Raw genomic sequence first — 16,071 nt, forward strand, 5'->3', positions numbered from 1 at the left:
AACCTGGATGAACGGAAGGTGAACTGCCAGGGGTCATGCGGTGTATCGGTACGGCACCCCATCGGGACCTTCGTCCCGGGAAGGGCATTGATATGTCGATTAATGCACGTCACGGCGGGGTGTCCGCACGTTTCGGGGAGGGACTTCCGGTAGGGCCTGCTGTTCATCCGGAACCCCCGAAGAGACCTAGATCACCTTGCGCGCCACCCCTTCGGGGTGCCGGCCGGAACGATTCCCTCCGGTGGCCCGCCGACCCGTCCGCCTCGACACTGGAGCGGTGCGCACCGCTACCGCGACGGCAGCCGCCGTCACCACGACCCTGCTCGGCGCCGGCGCGGCCGCCGTCACCGCCGTCGCGCTCGCCGGCCGGTACGCCGCCGACGCGGCCCTGCGGACCGAGCCCGGCCGTCCGCTCCCCGGCAGCCCCCGGCTCAGCGTCCACTCCACCGCGGCCGGCCGGGTCGAGCTGACCCGCTCGCTGGCCTCCCTGGGCCCCGGCACCTACGGGCTCACCGCCCCCGGGGTGCACGCCGTCGTCGGGCCCGTCCTCCCCGATGCCCCGCACGGCCCCGACACCGTGGTGCGCCGCCTCGTCGCCGTCACCCACGGCAGCCTCGACCCCGGAACCCGCGTCACCCTCACCCCCACGGTCCACCTGGGAAACCCGGGCACCGCCCTCGGGCTGGACCACGCCGACGTGGACGTCCCCGGGGAGCTCGGGGCGCTGCCCGCCTGGTTCGTGCCCGCGGCCCGCGACACCTGGGTGATCACCGTCCACGGACTCGGCACCACCCGCGAGCACCCGATGGTGGTCATGCCCTTCCTCCACCGCAACAAGCTCCCCGTCCTGGACCTCGGGTACCGGGGCGACCTCGGCGCCCCCGAGTCGCCGGACGGCCTCGGCCACCTCGGCGAGTCCGAATGGCGCGATCTCGACGCCGCCATCCGCTACGCCCTGCGCTACGGAGCCCGCCGCGTGGTCCTGCACGGCTGGTCGACCGGCGCCACCATGGCCCTGCACGCCCTCGAACGCTCGGCGCTGGCCGACCGCATCTCCGGGCTGGTCCTCGACTCGCCCGTACTGGACTGGCACGCCACCCTGCGCGCCCTCGCCGCCGCACGCCGCACGCCGGCCCCCCTGCTCCCGTTCGCGGTCAAGGCCGCCGAGGGCCGTGCGGGCCTGCGCGCCGACCGGCGGGCCCCGGGGTCGGATCCGGCCGCGCTGAAGGTGCCCGTACTGATCTTCCACGGCCCCGACGACGCGCTCGCCCCCTGGGAGCCCTCCCGCCGGCTCGCCGCGGCCCGCCCCGACCTCGTCACCCTGCACTCCGTTTCCCACGCCGCCCACGGGGCGATGTGGAACGCCGACCCGGCCGCGTACGAAGAGGCGCTGCGCCGCTTCCTGACCCCTTTCATGTGAAGGGCCGGTTGACGGACCGTCGGACGAGTTGTCCGAAGACAGCGGGGCGGACGGGGCGGGGAGGGTGGGTTGTCCCGTTCTGTCCCTGTGGGGCCTTGTGGCAATGGCTGGTTCCGTTTGGGCTTTCGGCCAGTGACGGGCGAGACTGCTCACGTGACGTCCCGAAAGCCTGATGAGCAGTTGGCTCGCGACTCCAGACTCCGACTCGTCGCCCCGCGGTCCGTGGCCACGGCCCGCAAGGCGGTGACCGACCGGCGCACCCGGACCGCCCCGCGGCCTCCGGCGGGCACGCCCGCCACGGCCGACCTGGCGAACAGGGCCCGCGCCTCCCTCGCCGACGCGGTGCGGCTCGCCCGCTGGGCCGAGCTCCACCTAGGCGCCGCGGACGGCAACGGGCCCGCCCTGGCGGGCGCCCTGCCCGCCGCCGAAGCCGAACGCGCCGCCGCCCAGCTGAGCCTGACACCGGGCCAGATCCGGGTCGGCTGGGACCGCGCCCGGCTCGCCGGGCTGATCGAGATGCACGGCGGGCACGCCCGCCCGGGCTGGCGCCTGCGCGCCTGGAACCGGGACGACACCGCCGTGCTGCGCGGCTGGGTCGCCCTCTTCGACGCCTGGTCGCTGGTCCACCCGGCCCCCGCCGACATCGCCCCCGCGGCCGTCGCCGAGGTGGTCGAGGCCATGCCCCAGCTGCTCTCCCTGCTCCAGCTCTCCGCCGGTCCCGTGACCGTCCCCGATCTGCTGGACCTGCTCCGCCAGCGCGTCGACGAACTGCGCGACGAGCGGTGCGAGGTCCCCTACGAGTCCACGGCGCAGGCCGCCGGGACCCCGCACGCCGGTCCCGCGCCGGCCGCGGCGCCCGTCCCGCTCGCCCGGCTGCTGCGCTGGGCGCTCGGCGGGCTCGCCGCCGTGGACGCCGTCACCCTCGGCCCCGCCAGGGCCACCCTCACCCCGCTCGGGAGCTGGGCCGTCTGGGTCAAGCTGGAGCAGATCTGCGTCGCCGCGCAGAGCCCCGCCGGGAACATCGAACAGTCCGCCGCCGCCATGCTCCACGGCTGCGCGCGGCTCACCCCCGGCCCGGCCCGCGCCGAATACCAGGCCTGGCTGGCCGCCCGGCCCGTCGGCCACGCGGTCTCCGAGCTGCTGCTCGCGGCCCGCGGCCAGGACGCCCTGCTGCGCGGGCTCGCCTTCGAGGCCCTGCGCGTCGTCGGAGCCCCCGCCGAGCCCGAGGTCCGCAAGGCCTCCCGGGAGGCCGCGCTGCGCCCCTACGCCCTGCTCTGGCTCGCCGAGCACGACGGGGTCGACCCCGACGAGGCGCAGGACGTGCTCACCGCCGAGGAGCAGACCTGGCTCTGGGTGGACACCGCGGCGGCCATCGCCGACCACGGCGAGGCCGAGCTGCTGGCCCGCCACCTGGACTCGGCGGTGCGGACCACGGTTCCCCGGCTGCTGGACGAGGTCCGCGCGGTCGGGCACCCCCGCACGGTGCAGGTGCTGGTCGCGCTGGCCGCCGCCCATCCCGACCCCGCCCTGGCCAAGGCGGTGCGCCGGGCCGCGTTCCAGGTGCACACCGGCGGCGCGTAGCGCCCCGTACGGGCGCCGTACGCGCCGCAGGGGCTCCGGTCAGACCTGCGGTGCGTACGTCCCGAAGCTCCACACGTTGCCCTCGGCGTCGCGGGCCATGTAGTCCCGCGAGCCGTAGTCCTGGTCGGTCGGCTCCATCAGGATCTCCACGCCGTGCTCGACGGCCCGGCGGTGGTGGGCGTCCACGTCGTCGACGTGCACGTAGACCCCGGTCGGGCCGGCCGCCTCCATCGCCTTGTCGAAGGCGCTGCCGGTGCCCTTGCTGCCGAGCATCACCATGCCGTTCCCGTAGGACAGCTCGGCGTGCGCCACCGCTCCGTCCTCGCCCTCGTACGCCGCGACCTGGGTGAAGCCGAAGGCCTCGGTGAGTAGCTGGATGGCGGCCTTGGCGTCGGTGTACAGCAGGGTCGGACAGATGGACGGAACGCCTGCCATGACGATCACTCCCTCTCGTACCGTGGGTGGATGGTGATCCACGTCACAGCATGACAGGCGCCACCGACACTCAGCGGAAGGTGTTGCACTGGGCCATGTCGCCCGTGCGGTAGCCCTGGTAGAACCACTGCTGGCGCTGCTCGGCCGAACCGTGCGTCCAGGACTCCGGGGACACCCGGCCCTGGAACTTCTCCTGGATCCGGTCGTCGCCGACCGCGGCCGCCGCGTCCAGGCCGTCCTTGATGTCCTGGTCGGTCAGGCTGGTGATCAAGGGCTTGCCCGTGGACTCGTCCGGGGTCTTCGTGGCGTTGTGGGCCCAGACCCCGGCGTAGCAGTCGGCCTGCAGCTCGACCCGTACCGCGTTGCTGTTCGCGCCCTGCCGGCCGTCCTGGGCCTTCTGCAGGGTGCCGGTCAGGTTCTGGATGTGGTGGCCGTACTCGTGGGCCACCACGTACGCCTGGGCGAAGGGGCCGCCGCTCGCGCCGAACTTGGTGCGGAGCTCGTTGAAGAAGCCCAGGTCCAGATAGACCTGCCGGTCACCGGGGCAGTAGAACGGGCCGACCGCCGAGGTGGCCGCGCCGCAGGCGGTGCCCACCTTGCCGGTGAAGAACACCGTCTGCGCCGGGGTGTACTGGGCGCCGCGCTTGGCGAACTCCTGCTTCCAGAAGTCCTGGGTGCTGTTGATCACCGCCACCAGCCGGCAGTCCTCCTTGGTGTTCGCGTCCTGCCCGGTCTTGCAGCTCTGCTGCACCTGGGCGGCGGAGGAGGAGGTCGCCTCGGGCTGCGGACTTCCGTCGGACAGGCCCAGCTGCTCCGGGCCCACCCCGAACAGCAGACCCATGATCAGCGCGATGAAACCGATGATGCCGCCGCCGACCGTGGCCCTACCGCCCGGGATGCGGCTGCCACGTACGTCCTTGACCTCGGAAGTGTCCAGATTGGCGTTGTCGTCGAACTGCATCCCGCACCGCCCTCCATTCCAACCAAGGGGGGTACGAGTACGCCCCTGCGGCGAGTATCAACCCGTTCATCCTCATACGCCCCCCGGCCGGGAGGCGTGTTCCCTGGGCCGAACGGGGGACACGGGGGTGGGGGCGGGGGCGGTCCCCGGAGGGGCGGGCGGGCCCGAAAGTAGTTGCGCACCCCCGGTAGAATGACTCCCATGGCAAATCTCCTCGCGGATTAGCGGCGTAGAAGCATCGCGTCCTGCCCCCCTTCCGCCGTCCCGACCCGCCCTGGAGTATTTCCGTGATCACCGCCACCGGCATCGAGCTGCGCGCCGGCGCCCGCATCCTCATCGAGAACGCCTCCTTCCGCGTCGCCAAGGGCGACCGCATCGGCCTCGTCGGCCGCAACGGAGCCGGCAAGACCACCCTCACCAAGTGCCTCGCCGGCGAGGGAACCCCGGCCGGCGGCAGCATCGCCCGCTCGGGCGAGGTCGGCTACCTCCCGCAGGACCCGCGCACCGGCGACCTCGACGTGCTGGCCAGCGACCGGATCCTGTCCGCCCGCGGACTCGACGTGCTGCTCAAGAAGATGCGGATGAACGAGGAGCGCATCTCGTCCGGCTCCGGCGCCACCCGCGAGAAGGCGATGCGCCAGTACGAGCGCCAGGAGACCGAGTTCCTCACCAAGGGCGGTTACGCCGCCGAGTCCGAGGCCGCGACCATCTCCGCCGCCCTCGGCCTGCCCGACCGGGTGCTCGGCCAGCCGCTGCACACCCTCTCCGGTGGCCAGCGCCGCCGCGTCGAGCTCGCCCGGATCCTCTTCTCCGACGCCGACACCCTGCTCCTCGACGAGCCGACCAACCACCTCGACGCCGACTCGATCGTGTGGCTGCGCGACTACCTGAAGACCTACCGCGGTGGCTTCATCGTCATCTCCCACGACGTGGACCTGGTCGAGACGGTCGTCAACAAGGTGTTCTACCTGGACGCCAACCGCTCCCAGATCGACGTCTACAACATGGGCTGGAAGCTCTACCAGCAGCAGCGCGAGGCCGACGAGAAGCGCCGCAAGCGCGAGCGCCAGAACGCCGAGAAGAAGGCCGCGGCGCTGAACTCGCAGGCCGACAAGATGCGCGCCAAGGCCACCAAGACCGTCGCCGCCCAGAACATGGCCAAGCGCGCCGACCGGCTGCTCGCCGGCCTGGACGCCGTCCGCGTCTCCGACAAGGTCGCCAAGCTGCGCTTCCCGGACCCGGCGCCCTGCGGCAAGACCCCGCTGACCGCCGAGGGCCTGTCGAAGTCCTACGGCTCGCTGGAGATCTTCACCGACGTCGACCTGGCCATCGACAAGGGCTCCCGCGTGGTCATCCTCGGCCTCAACGGCGCCGGCAAGACCACCCTGCTGCGCCTGCTGTCGGGCACCGAGAAGCCCGACACCGGTACGGTCATCCCCGGTCACGGCCTCAAGCTCGGCTACTACGCCCAGGAGCACGAGACCCTGGACCCCGAGCGCTCGGTCCTGGAGAACATGCGCTCCTCGGCGCCGGACCTGGACCTGGTCTCCGTACGCAAGACGCTCGGCTCCTTCCTCTTCTCCGGCGACGACGTGGACAAGCCCGCGGGCGTCCTGTCCGGTGGCGAGAAGACCCGCCTCGCCCTGGCGACGCTGGTCGTCTCCTCGGCCAACGTGCTGCTCCTCGACGAGCCCACCAACAACCTCGACCCGGCCAGCCGCGAGGAGATCCTGGGCGCCCTGCGCACCTACAAGGGCGCCGTCATCCTCGTCACCCACGACGAGGGCGCGGTCGAGGCGCTGGAGCCGGAGCGGATCATCCTGCTCCCGGACGGCGTCGAGGACCTCTGGGGTCCGGACTACCGGGACCTGGTGGCACTCGCCTGAGGCGCTTCCGCTTTCGTGATCCTTTGCTTATGGATCATTCGGCTCAGACGTGATCCATCATCTGAGTGAGACGGTCTCATACCGTTCCGTGCTCGACGAAGGCCCCGGCCGCGCATCCTCACCGATGCGGCCGGGGCCTTCCGCTTACCCGCTTCCGGCCCCTGACCTGGTGATTCATACCGGCCGAGCGGAAATGTGACGGAGGTCATGCAGCGGAAGAGGAGATTCCGTTCTGCTCGGCCGTCCACGGCTGAAGAAATGCCGCCGTATCGACCTTGCTGAATGGGTGGCCAGGAAGCCGGGGAGGGGTGATCATGAGAAGTCCAGAGCGCACTTCCCATAGAGGAGGCACGGGTGGCCGAAACTCTGAAGAAGGGCAGCCGGGTAACCGGCGCCGCGCGTGACAAGCTCGCGGCAGACCTGAAGAAGCAGTACGACTCCGGTGCGAGTATCCGGGCGCTGGCCGAATCGACTGGCCGGTCCTACGGATTCGTCCATCGGATGCTCAGCGAGTCCGGAGTCACGCTGCGTGGTCGCGGTGGCGCGACACGCGGCAAGAAGGCGGCTACGGCCTGACCATTTGGTTCCCCTTGGTTCCAACGGTTCTTCCGTATTCAGCTTCACGGTTCCAGTTCCACCGTCCTTCGGTGACCCCCGGTCGGCTCCATGGCCGGCTGGGTGGTTACTGTGCAGTCACTTAGGCCGAGAACGCGGCCGAACGACGGCACAACCACCGGAGGCACACAGATGGCTCTGCTCGACAAGGACGGCGTACGGCTCACCGTCGACGAGACGGTCGCCACGGTGACACTGACCAATCCAGCCAAGCGAAACGCTCAATCCCCCGCGCTCTGGCGGGCGTTGACGGAGGCTGGAAGGTCGTTGCCGGGCACCGTCCGGGTCGTCGTGCTGCGCGGCGAAGGGCAGTCCTTCTCCGCAGGGCTCGACAGGCAGGCGTTCACCCCCGAAGGCTTCGAGGGCGAGCCGTCCTTCCTTGACCTGGCGCGCGGTTCGGAGGAACTGCTCGACTCCACCATCGCCGAGTACCAGGAAGCGTTCACCTGGTGGCGGCGCAACGACATCATCTCCGTCGCCGCCGTTCAGGGGCACGCGATCGGTGCCGGTTTCCAGCTTGCCCTCGCGTGCGATCTGCGCGTCGTCGCGGACGACGTGCAGTTCGCCATGCGCGAGACCGGGCTGGGCCTCGTCCCCGACCTCGGCGGCACCCAGCCGCTGACCTCGACGGTCGGCTATGCCCGCGCGCTCGAAATCTGTGCGACGGGACGCTTCGTCCACGCCGAGGAGGCGGAACGGATCGGCCTCGCGAACCTGGTCGTCCCCGCGGGCGAGCTCGACGCGGCCGTCCAGGACCTCACCACCGCGCTGCTGGCTCCGCCGCGGGACGCGGTGATCGAGACGAAGGCGCTGCTGCGCGGTGCGGTGTCGCGCCCTTACGAGGACCAGCGTGCGGCTGAGCGTGCCGCCCAGGCCCGCCGCCTGCGGGACCTGGCCGGGCTGTCGGACTAGCCGCGGCGCCGTTGCCGGGGGCCAGCCCCCGGACCCCCGCTCCTCAAACGCCGGAGGGGCTGAAAAGATCGCCTCAAACGCCGGCGGGGCTGGATTTATCCAGCCCCGCCGGCGTTTGAGGCGCGGGGTCTGGGGCGGAGCCCCAGGGGGTCCGGGGCACAGCCCCGGGGAACGGTGGAAGGGCGGGGAGGGGACTTCGCCTCGCGTAGCGGAGCCCGCCCGGCCGCGTCGGGACAGGCGCCGACGGGGGTGCCGCCTTAACGTGGGTCGGGAGCCCGTACGCGCGCGAAGGGGATATGAGATGACCGAATCCGCCGCCACAGGGAGCACCGCCAAGCCCCCCGCCGACCGCGGCCGCACGAGCATCGCCGACGGCGTGGTCGAGAAGATCGCCGGCCTGGCCGCCCGCGAGGTGGTCGGCGTCCACGCCATGGGCAGCGGCAGCGGCCTCTCCCGTACCTTCGGCGCCGTCCGCGACCGCGTCCCCGGCGGGGCCAAGTCCAGCGTCAGCCGGGGCGTGAAGGCGGAGGTCGGCGAGGTGCAGACCGCCCTCGACCTGGAGATCGTCGTGGATTACGGCGTGTCGATCCGGGACGTGGCCCGGGCCGTCCGTGAGAACGTCGTCTCGGCGGTGGAGCGGATGACCGGCCTCGAAGTCGTCGAGGTCAACATCGCGGTCAGCGACGTCAAGCTGCCGGACGAGGACGACGAGGAGCCGGAGTCCCGACTGCAGTAGAGGAGTCCGCATGAGCATGGCGGTCGTCGGCCTGGTGGCCGGCATGGCACTGGGGTTCGCCGGGTACTTCGGCGGCTTCGGGGCCTTCCTGCTGGTGGCCGCCCTCGGCGCCATCGGCTTCGTCGTGGGCCGGTTCCTCGACGGGGACCTGGAACCGGGCGACTTCTTCCGCCCCCGGGGCCGCCCCGGGGACCGCGACCGCGACCGGGATCGCGACCGCGACCGTGACCGGGACCGATGAGCACCCCCCGCCCCACCCCGCCCCGGGTGCCCGCCGCCGAGCGCGGGGCCACCCGGATCGCCGACCGGGTCGTGGCGAAGATCGCCGCCCAGGCCGCCCGGGAGGCGCTGACCCGGCCCGCCCCGGACGCGGCCCCGCCGCACGCCACGGTCACCGTCCACCACGACATCGCCCGGGTACGGGTGGCCCTGGAGCTCCCCTACCCCTGCGACCTCGCCGCCCAGTGCGCGGCCGTACGCCGTCAGGTCGCCCTGCGCGTCGAGGAGTACGCGGAGATGGCCGTACCCGAAGTGGACCTGGACATCGAGCACCTGCACCCCGCGCGGCCCGCCACCGGGCGGGACCGGCGGGTCCGGTGAGCGCCCGCTTCCGGTCGCCCCGGCGGTTCCCGGCCGCGGTGGGGGCGTTCGCCGTCCTCGCAGTGGCGGGGCTGTTCCTGTACGACCTGGCGGCGGTACGGGCCCACCGCCCCGGCATGCGCTGGCGCGAGGAGCTCTCCCGGGCGCTGGAGCGGCACACCCCGGCCGACCCCGGCGTGCTGATCGGCGGCGGAGTTCTGGCCGCGGCCGGGGCCGCGCTGCTGCTGTACGCCCTCACCCCGGGCCTGCGCGGGATCCTCCCGATGAGCTCGGCGCATCCGGAGGTCCGGGGCGGACTGGAACGCAAGGCCGCCGCGCAGGTGCTGCGCGACCGGGTCATGGAGGTGTCCGGGGTGCGGTCGGCGCGGGTCGGCGTGGGCCGGTCGCGCATCGGGGTCCGGGCCGTGTCCCACTTCCGCGAACTGGACGACGTACGGGCCGACCTGGACGCGGTGCTGGCCGTCGGCGTCGCGGAGCTGGGGCTGGCCCACGAGGTGCGGCCGAAGGTACGGGTGAGCCGCCGGTGACCCTCGGGACGGTGAACCGGGTCCTGCTCGCGCTGCTCGGCCTGGTCCTGCTGGCGGCGGGGGCGTCGGTGCTGACCGCGTCCGGGCCGTTCCAGGGCCGCCGCGAACCCCTGCTGGCGCCGCACGGGCGGGGCTGGCCGGCGCCCTGGTGGGTGGTGCTCGCCGCACTCGGGGCCTGCGTACTGCTGGCGCTGTGGTGGCTGCTGTCCCAACTGCGCCGGGCCCGGCTGGCGGAGGTGCTCGTGGACACCGGGGACGGGGCGTTCGCGGTGCTGCGCGGGCGGGCGCTGGAGGAGGCCGTCGAGGCCGATGTCCGGGAGGCCGTGGAGGGTGTGGCCCGGTGCCGGGTCACGCTGCGGGGGCGGCGCGGGGCCCCGGCCCTGCGGGTCGCCCTGGAGCTGGAGCCGCACGCGGTGCCGGCCGACGTACTGGCGGCCCTCGCCGGCCCGGTGCTCGGCCGGGCCCGTGCCTCGGCGGCGCTGCCGGCCCTTCCGACGGAGGCGCGCCTGCACGTCACCCCCCGCCGGGCGCGGCGGGTGACGTGAGGCGGAGCCGGGGCGGCCGGCTCAGAAGCCGTGCCGGGAGCCGCCGTCCACCGGGAGCATGACGCCGGTCAGGTAAGAGGCCGCCGGGGACAGCAGGAAGGCGGCCGAGCGGCCGAACTCCTCCGCGGTGCCGTAACGCCGCAGCGGGATCCCGGACTCGTTGCGGGCCCGGGCGGCGGCCGCGTCCCCGGACAGGGCGTCGAGCTCGCGGACCCGGTCGGTGTCGATGCGGGCGGGCAGCAGGCCGACCACCCGGATGCCGCGCGGGCCGAGCTCCACGGAGAGGGACTTCGCGAAGCCGGCCAGGCCGGGGCGCAGACCGTTGGAGATGGTGAGTCCCGGGATCGGCTCGTGCACGGAGCCCGACAGGACGAAGCCGATGACCCCGCCGTCGGAGAGTTCGGCGGCCGCCGCCCGCGCGAGGCGGACCGCGCCGAGGAAGACCGACTCGAAGGCGGCCGCCCACTGCTCGTCGGTGTTGTCCGCCGCCGAACCGGGCGCCGGGCCGCCGACGCTGATGAGGATGCCGTCGAGGCGGCCGAAGTGCTCCCGGGCCGCGGCGACGAGCCGGGAGGCGGCCCCGGGGTCGGAGTTGTCGGCGGCCACGCCGACCGCGTTCGAGCCCAGCGCCTTGGCGGCGGCCTCGGCGCGCCCCGCGTCCCGGCCGGTCAGCACCACCTTGGCGCCGTCGGCGGTCAGTTCGCGGGCGGAAGCGTAGCCGAGGCCCCTGGTGGCGCCGGTGACGACGTAGACACGGTCCTTCAGTCCAAGATCCATGCCGACACGCTACGCGGTCGCCACCGGCTCCCGCTCGGAAGCCTCGGCCGAGGCTGCGGCCGCCGCCTCGCGGTCGCGCTTCTCGCGCCGTACGAGCACGATCCAGCCCACCGGCACCGCCAGGGTGAACAGCCACCACTGCACGGCGTACGCCATGTGCGGCCCGATCGAGTCGTGGTCGGGCTCGGCGACCACCTCGGGTTCGCCGCCGGCCGGGACCGGGGCGGTGAGTTCCAGGTAGCCGCCGAGGACGGGCTTGCCCAGGTACTGCGCCTGCCGGGCGCTGTTGATCAGCATCACCTGGCGGTCCGGCAGGCCCTTGCGGTCCTTGATGCCGCTGCCGCCGCTGGTCTCGTCGGCCTTCAGCCGCCCGGTGACCGTCACTTCGCCGGTGGGCGCGGCCGGCACCGGCGGGTAGGCGCGCGGGTCGTCGCCGCCCGCGACCCAGCCGCGGTTGACGAGCACGACCCGGCCGTCTTCCAGGACCAGCGGGGTCAGGACGTGGAAGCCGACCTTGTCGTCGTTGTCGGTGCGCATGCGCACGACGACCTCGTGCGCGGGGTCGTACGTACCGGTGGCGGTCACGGCGCGCCAGTAGTCGGCGCGCGGGACCACGTGGCCGGGGGAGGTGACCTCGGTCATGGGGACGGGCTTCGCCCGCAGGTTCGCGTCGATCAGCTCGTTCTGCGCGACCCGGTGCTCATGGCGGTGGAACTGCCAGAACCCCAGCCTGATCGTCGCGGGGATCAGGGCGAGGGCGATGAGGGTGAGGCACACCCACTGCCGGGTCAGCACAAAGCGGTACACGCCCACGACGGTACCCCCAGCGATGGGGACCCCGGCGGCCGGGTGGCCGTCCGGGGTCGTGGCGGAGGGGGAGCAGGGGGAGACAGGGGAGGACGGGACGGGAGTCAGACGCGGTCGGTGATGCCCACCTTCCCCTCCGCGCGGGCGCAGTGCCCTCCGCAGAACCACTGTCCCTCGACCTCGACGCCCTGCCCGATGATCTGGACCCGGCAGTGCTCGCAGATGGGCGCCATGCGGTGAATGGCGCAGGAGAAGCAGTCGAAGACGTGCACAGCACCCTGTGCGTGTACTTCGAAGGACATGCCGTAATCGTTCCCGCAGACTTCGCAACGTGCCATGCGCGGCATGCTGCGCAGGGCGGACCGCCGGAACAAGATCCACCGGGGTGAGTCGCCGAGCGTGCACCCGGCCGGCCCAACGGGCGGCCCCCGGACATCCCCTGGGCCGGTCCCGTGTGGCCGGTCCCGAGTGGTCGGTCCCGTGAGGTCAGTCCTGCGCCGGAGCCACGTCCCGCAGCAGCTGGGTGAAGGCCGCCTCGTCGACGACGGGGGTTCCGAAGGACTTCGCCTTCACCGTCTTGGAGGTCGAGGAGTCCGGGTCGTTCGTCACGAGCAGGCTGGTGAGCCGGGACAGGCTCGTCGCGATGTGCAGGCCCGCCTCCACCGCGCGGTCCTCCAGCAGCTCCCGGTCCACCGAGGTGTCGCCGGAGAACGCGATCCGCATGCCCTGCTTGAGCGGCGTGCCGTCCGCCCACCGGCCCGGGTTCGGGTACGGGCACGGCGGCCGCTTGCGCGAGGCCCGCCAGCTGGAGCCGGCTCCGTACGAGGCCTGGTACCCGACGCGCGGGGCGGCCGGGGTGTCCGACCACTCCGTCAGCGGCCGGCATTCCAGCAGGGGCAGCCGTACGTTGTCCCGCGCGGCCGCGTGCAGGGACGGACGGAAGGCCTCCGCGAGGACCCGGGCGTCGTCGAGCGCGTGGTGGGCGCGCTGCTGGACCACCCCGAAGTGCGCGGCGAGCGACTCCAGCTTGTGGTTGGGCAGCGGGAGGTTCAGTTCCTTCGACAGGGCGATGGTGCACAGCCGCTGGCGCACCGGAGCGGTGGCCTCGGCCCGCGCGTACTCGCGGGCGATCATCTGCCAGTCGAAGATCGCGTTGTGCGCGACCAGCACCCGGTCGGCGAGCCGGCCCGCGAACTCCTCGGCGATGTCCTTGAAGAGCGGCGCGTCCTGGAGCATGTCGCTGGTCAGACCGTGGATCCACACGGGCCCGGGGTCCCGGAGCGGGTTGACCAGCGTGTACCAGTGGTCCTCGACATTGCCCTGAGCGTCGAGCCGGTAGACGGCGGCGGAGATTATCCGGTCGTCGCGAGCGAGCCCGGTGGTCTCCACGTCGACGACCGCGTACCCCTCTGGGTACGCGGTCGGCCACATCGTCTCTGCGGTCGTACGGTCGGCGAGCATGGTCACAGAGGATATCGGCCCCGACGGACAGTCGTGTCCCGAGCGGCATCTCCGGGCCTTCCGGCCGGTCCTCGGGACCCTTCGGGCCGGGCCTTCGGGCCCGTCAGCCCAGAGCGGCGACGAGGTCCCCCGCCGAGAGCCGTTCGAGTCCGCAGCCGTCAACGGGCCCCGGCAGCAGCCGGTATACGCTGCCGCGCGCTCCGGCCGGCGCGACGTCTCCGTCCGTCAGGGCGAGGAACGCGGAACGGCCCGAAGCCGCGGTGCCCGCGAGGGCATCGACCCCGGCGGAGGGCAGCCGGGCGTCGGGGTCGCGCAGGCCGACCAGCCGGCCGGCGAAGGCGGCGGCGTCCTCGTCCGTCCGCCGACGGTAGGTCCACAGTTCGTCGGGATCGCTCGGCCGGGGCGTGCGGCGCAGGACGAGGACCTCGCGGCAGCGCGCGGCCGCGTGCCAGCCCGCCAGCTCCCACAGGGTGGTGCGCCCGGTGGAGAAGTACTGGAAGAGGTCGCGGCCGATCCTGGCCAGGTCCTCCTGGTGCGCCCCCACGCTGTGGTAGCCCTCGTCGTCCGGGAGGTGGACATCGGTCCACAGGAAGCCGCGCCGTTCGAGGTCGACGATCAGCGGTACGTGGATCCGGGAATTGCCGACCAGGTCGTAGCGCTGGCGCACGGTCCGCGGGTCGTAACGGGAGGAGCGGCCGGCGCGGGAGGGCAGGGCCATGAACCCGGCGAAGGCGTCGGGCAGCAGCTCGAAGGGGATGTTGTTGTAGGCGAAGACCACGGGCATGGCGAAGCGGACACCGGCGTCGGCGAGCGGGTCCAGGTCGATGTCCACGTACTCGCTGGCACCGGCGGGCGCGGGCGCCGAGGTGAGGTCCCCGGAGTGGACGACGGCCCGGTCCCCGTAGACGAGGTGCGTGAAGTCGCACACGCCCGCGTAGTTCCAGTCGGCATCGAACAGCACCACCGACAGGTCCAGGTCCACCGTCTTCTTCGGCGGCTCCATCCAGTGCAGGAACATGCGCAGCACCTCGCCGTCCGGCAGGGCCTGGAAGCTGCCCTTGGGCACGGTGACCAGGGCCTTGGCCGCCGCCCGCTCGGTGGCGGGTACGTGCAGGTGGGCGAGGCGCGAGTCGAGCACCGCCAGGTCGTACGGCTCGGCCGCGGCCAGCCGGCGCAGCACCTCGCCCTCGAACAGCCCGGAGACCGAACGGGTCACCGCCTCGGCCAGCGGGGCCCGGTCCTCGTCCCGGGTGAACGAGTGCGCGACCTGTCCGCGCGGGAAGAACACCCGCCGGGTGCCCGGCAGATGGCGGATGCGGAGCCTTCCCAGCGCGGACAGCACCGGCCCGGGCCCGGCCTTCGGGAGCCGACGCTCCAGCACCTCGGCGACCTGCGGGGGCAGGGTGTCGGCCGCGTAGAGCCGCAGAAGGTGGTCGAGGCGCCGGACGAGTTCGCCGGGCCGCTCGGCCAGTACGGCGAGCGCGCGGTCCGGATCCCCGCCGCGCAGGGCCTCTTCCGCGCGGCCCTTCCAGGTGGCCGCCCGGATGCGGGCGCCGTCGACCCGTACGGCCTGCGGGTACGCGGCGGCCGAGGCGAGGAGGGCGGCGCCCAGCGCGGTGCCGGTGGTGTCGGTCCCGCGCAGCACGGCGAAGGCGAGCGCGGCGCGCGGGTGGTGCGCGTACCGCTCGAAGGGGTGCAGGATCTCGCAGGCGCGCTTCCAGGGGTCGGGGTGGCGCAGCACGTCCTCGACGAGCACCGCCGGGTCGAGCCCGTCCAGGACCGCGAGCAGTTCGCGCCGCAGCGGGCGCGGCAGGGAGCGCACGCGCGGTGGTTCCAGCAGGTTGGCCTCGCCCCCCGACCACACGGCGAGCAGCCGCAGTACGTCGGTGGCGGTGGTGAGCCACCCGGGGAGCAGGGCCCGTACGGCCTCCCGCGTGCGGCGCTCGCGCAGCAGGGTGCCCAGCACCAGCGCCTTGGTCTCCCGCACGGGAATCGACTCCGGGAGCCAGCCGAGGTCGGCCGGTGCGTGGGCGAGGAGCACCCGGGTCTCCTCGGTGTCCTGCGGGGAGAGGGGAGTGCGGCGGGCGAGCAGCTTTCCGAGGGCGGTGACGGAGTCGGCCGCGCGGTCCGCGGAGAAGCTCAGCAGCCGCAGCGGGCCGCCGCCCGCGGGTACTTCGGCGGGCGGCCGCGGGGAGGGCCGCATGAAGGGGTCCGCGGGGTCGATCCGCCGGTGGCAGATCGGGCAGCCGGCGTATTCGGCGCCGTCCCAGCAGGTGCGGCACACGAGGTGGGCGCACGGCGCGACGGGGTGGACGCTGCCTACGGTCGCGCACAGTACGCAGGGCTGGTCCGGCCACTGCAGCAGGAGGGTCAGGACGCGGTCGACCCACAGGGCGTACGTATCGTCCGGCACCGAGGCGGGGAAGGTGCGGAACAGCGGCATGTGGGTGCGGTCGGCCCCCAGCAGGACGTCGATGTCCCCGATCAGCTGCGCGCCGGCGGCGGCGAGTCCGGCGGGTCCGAGCCAGGCGAGCGCCGAACGCAGGGGAGCCGTTAGGGCGAAGCCCCGGTCGAGCAGTTCGGCCTCCAGGGCCGTGAGCCCCTCGGCTGTCGGCGGATCGCCCGGGCGGGGCCCGGCCTGGTCGACGTAGACGGTGTGCAGACGGCGCAGCAGGACGGTCGACAGCTCGGGCAAAGGGGGGATTCCTCCGGAACGGGGAGAAGAAGTGGGCGGGGGCGGAGAGGGGACGCGCTACGGGTTTTCGAAGGAGGATGAGAAGGAAGCACGTCGCGGAGCCGCCCCCGCGC

General features: G+C 73.2%; 17 protein-coding genes. 10 read left to right on the plus strand and 7 right to left on the minus strand.

Annotated features, from left to right (window positions below; all coding sequences use genetic code 11):
* Positions 1 to 277 precede the first annotated feature (277 nt).
* Together OHA37_RS30110 and OHA37_RS30115 are read left to right on the plus strand one after the other, a co-directional pair.
* Positions 278 to 1,420 carry an alpha/beta hydrolase family protein gene (locus tag OHA37_RS30110; RefSeq protein WP_266909763.1) on the plus strand — a complete coding sequence of 381 codons (1,143 nt, stop codon included), beginning with the start codon at positions 278 to 280 and terminating at the stop codon, positions 1,418 to 1,420.
* A gap of 153 nt (positions 1,421 to 1,573) precedes the next feature.
* The gene (locus OHA37_RS30115) at positions 1,574 to 3,001 is read left to right on the plus strand and encodes a hypothetical protein (protein ID WP_443046232.1); all 1,428 of its coding nucleotides are present in this window, start codon (positions 1,574 to 1,576) and stop codon (positions 2,999 to 3,001) included.
* Positions 3,002 to 3,040: 39 nt separating this feature from the next.
* Here the strand turns inward: OHA37_RS30115 and OHA37_RS30120 are convergent, their stop codons facing one another.
* On the minus strand, positions 3,041 to 3,436 hold the full coding sequence (locus OHA37_RS30120; protein WP_266909765.1) for a VOC family protein: 396 nt from the start codon (positions 3,434 to 3,436) through the stop codon (positions 3,041 to 3,043).
* A gap of 70 nt (positions 3,437 to 3,506) precedes the next feature.
* Positions 3,507 to 4,397, minus strand: a complete 891-nt coding sequence (gene ypfJ, locus OHA37_RS30125) for a KPN_02809 family neutral zinc metallopeptidase (RefSeq protein ID WP_266909767.1) — start codon at positions 4,395 to 4,397, stop codon at positions 3,507 to 3,509.
* Positions 4,398 to 4,684: 287 nt separating this feature from the next.
* Here ypfJ and OHA37_RS30130 point away from each other — a divergent pair, with 287 nt between their 5' ends.
* The 8 genes from OHA37_RS30130 to OHA37_RS30165 all read left to right on the plus strand — a co-directional run bounded on the left by OHA37_RS30130 (position 4,685) and on the right by OHA37_RS30165 (position 10,218).
* The gene (locus OHA37_RS30130) at positions 4,685 to 6,283 is read left to right on the plus strand and encodes an ABC-F family ATP-binding cassette domain-containing protein (RefSeq protein ID WP_266909769.1); all 1,599 of its coding nucleotides are present in this window, start codon (positions 4,685 to 4,687) and stop codon (positions 6,281 to 6,283) included.
* A 354-nt stretch (positions 6,284 to 6,637) separates the two neighbouring features.
* Positions 6,638 to 6,859, plus strand: a complete 222-nt coding sequence (locus OHA37_RS30135) for a helix-turn-helix domain-containing protein (RefSeq protein WP_204357858.1) — start codon at positions 6,638 to 6,640, stop codon at positions 6,857 to 6,859.
* Positions 6,860 to 7,030: 171 nt separating this feature from the next.
* The gene (locus OHA37_RS30140) at positions 7,031 to 7,810 is read left to right on the plus strand and encodes an enoyl-CoA hydratase/isomerase family protein (protein ID WP_266909771.1); all 780 of its coding nucleotides are present in this window, start codon (positions 7,031 to 7,033) and stop codon (positions 7,808 to 7,810) included.
* 301 nt (positions 7,811 to 8,111) lie between these two features.
* Complete coding sequence (locus OHA37_RS30145) at positions 8,112 to 8,546, plus strand: Asp23/Gls24 family envelope stress response protein (RefSeq protein WP_266909773.1); 435 nt, start codon at positions 8,112 to 8,114, stop codon at positions 8,544 to 8,546.
* Between the two features lie 10 nt (positions 8,547 to 8,556).
* Positions 8,557 to 8,787: a hypothetical protein gene (locus OHA37_RS30150; protein ID WP_266909775.1), complete on the plus strand. Its 231-nt coding sequence runs from the start codon at positions 8,557 to 8,559 to the stop codon at positions 8,785 to 8,787.
* A complete protein-coding gene (locus OHA37_RS30155; protein ID WP_266909777.1) occupies positions 8,784 to 9,146 on the plus strand; it encodes a hypothetical protein in 363 nt (120 codons plus the stop codon). The genes OHA37_RS30150 and OHA37_RS30155 overlap by 4 nt, the downstream gene beginning before the upstream one ends.
* A complete protein-coding gene (locus OHA37_RS30160; protein ID WP_266909779.1) occupies positions 9,143 to 9,673 on the plus strand; it encodes a DUF6286 domain-containing protein in 531 nt (176 codons plus the stop codon). The genes OHA37_RS30155 and OHA37_RS30160 overlap by 4 nt, the downstream gene beginning before the upstream one ends.
* Positions 9,670 to 10,218 (plus strand): alkaline shock response membrane anchor protein AmaP, encoded by a 549-nt coding sequence (locus tag OHA37_RS30165; protein ID WP_266909781.1) that lies wholly within the window; start codon positions 9,670 to 9,672, stop codon positions 10,216 to 10,218. The genes OHA37_RS30160 and OHA37_RS30165 overlap by 4 nt, the downstream gene beginning before the upstream one ends.
* A 21-nt stretch (positions 10,219 to 10,239) precedes the next feature.
* Here the strand turns inward: OHA37_RS30165 and OHA37_RS30170 are convergent, their stop codons facing one another.
* The 5 genes from OHA37_RS30170 to OHA37_RS30190 form a co-directional block, all read right to left on the minus strand.
* Positions 10,240 to 10,995, minus strand: a complete 756-nt coding sequence (locus OHA37_RS30170) for an SDR family oxidoreductase (RefSeq protein WP_266909783.1) — start codon at positions 10,993 to 10,995, stop codon at positions 10,240 to 10,242.
* 9 nt (positions 10,996 to 11,004) lie between these two features.
* Complete coding sequence (locus OHA37_RS30175) at positions 11,005 to 11,802, minus strand: SURF1 family cytochrome oxidase biogenesis protein (RefSeq protein WP_266909785.1); 798 nt, start codon at positions 11,800 to 11,802, stop codon at positions 11,005 to 11,007.
* A 104-nt stretch (positions 11,803 to 11,906) separates the two neighbouring features.
* On the minus strand, positions 11,907 to 12,140 hold the full coding sequence (locus tag OHA37_RS30180) for a hypothetical protein (protein WP_112453882.1): 234 nt from the start codon (positions 12,138 to 12,140) through the stop codon (positions 11,907 to 11,909).
* A 148-nt stretch (positions 12,141 to 12,288) separates the two neighbouring features.
* On the minus strand, positions 12,289 to 13,263 hold the full coding sequence (locus OHA37_RS30185; RefSeq protein WP_266909787.1) for a DEDDh family exonuclease: 975 nt from the start codon (positions 13,261 to 13,263) through the stop codon (positions 12,289 to 12,291).
* 103 nt (positions 13,264 to 13,366) lie between these two features.
* The gene (locus OHA37_RS30190) at positions 13,367 to 15,958 is read right to left on the minus strand and encodes an MXAN_6230/SCO0854 family RING domain-containing protein (protein WP_266909789.1); all 2,592 of its coding nucleotides are present in this window, start codon (positions 15,956 to 15,958) and stop codon (positions 13,367 to 13,369) included.
* Positions 15,959 to 16,071: the final 113 nt, after the last annotated feature.

It is taken from the genome of Streptomyces sp. NBC_00335 (assembly GCF_036127095.1).
GTDB lineage: Bacteria > Actinomycetota > Actinomycetes > Streptomycetales > Streptomycetaceae > Streptomyces.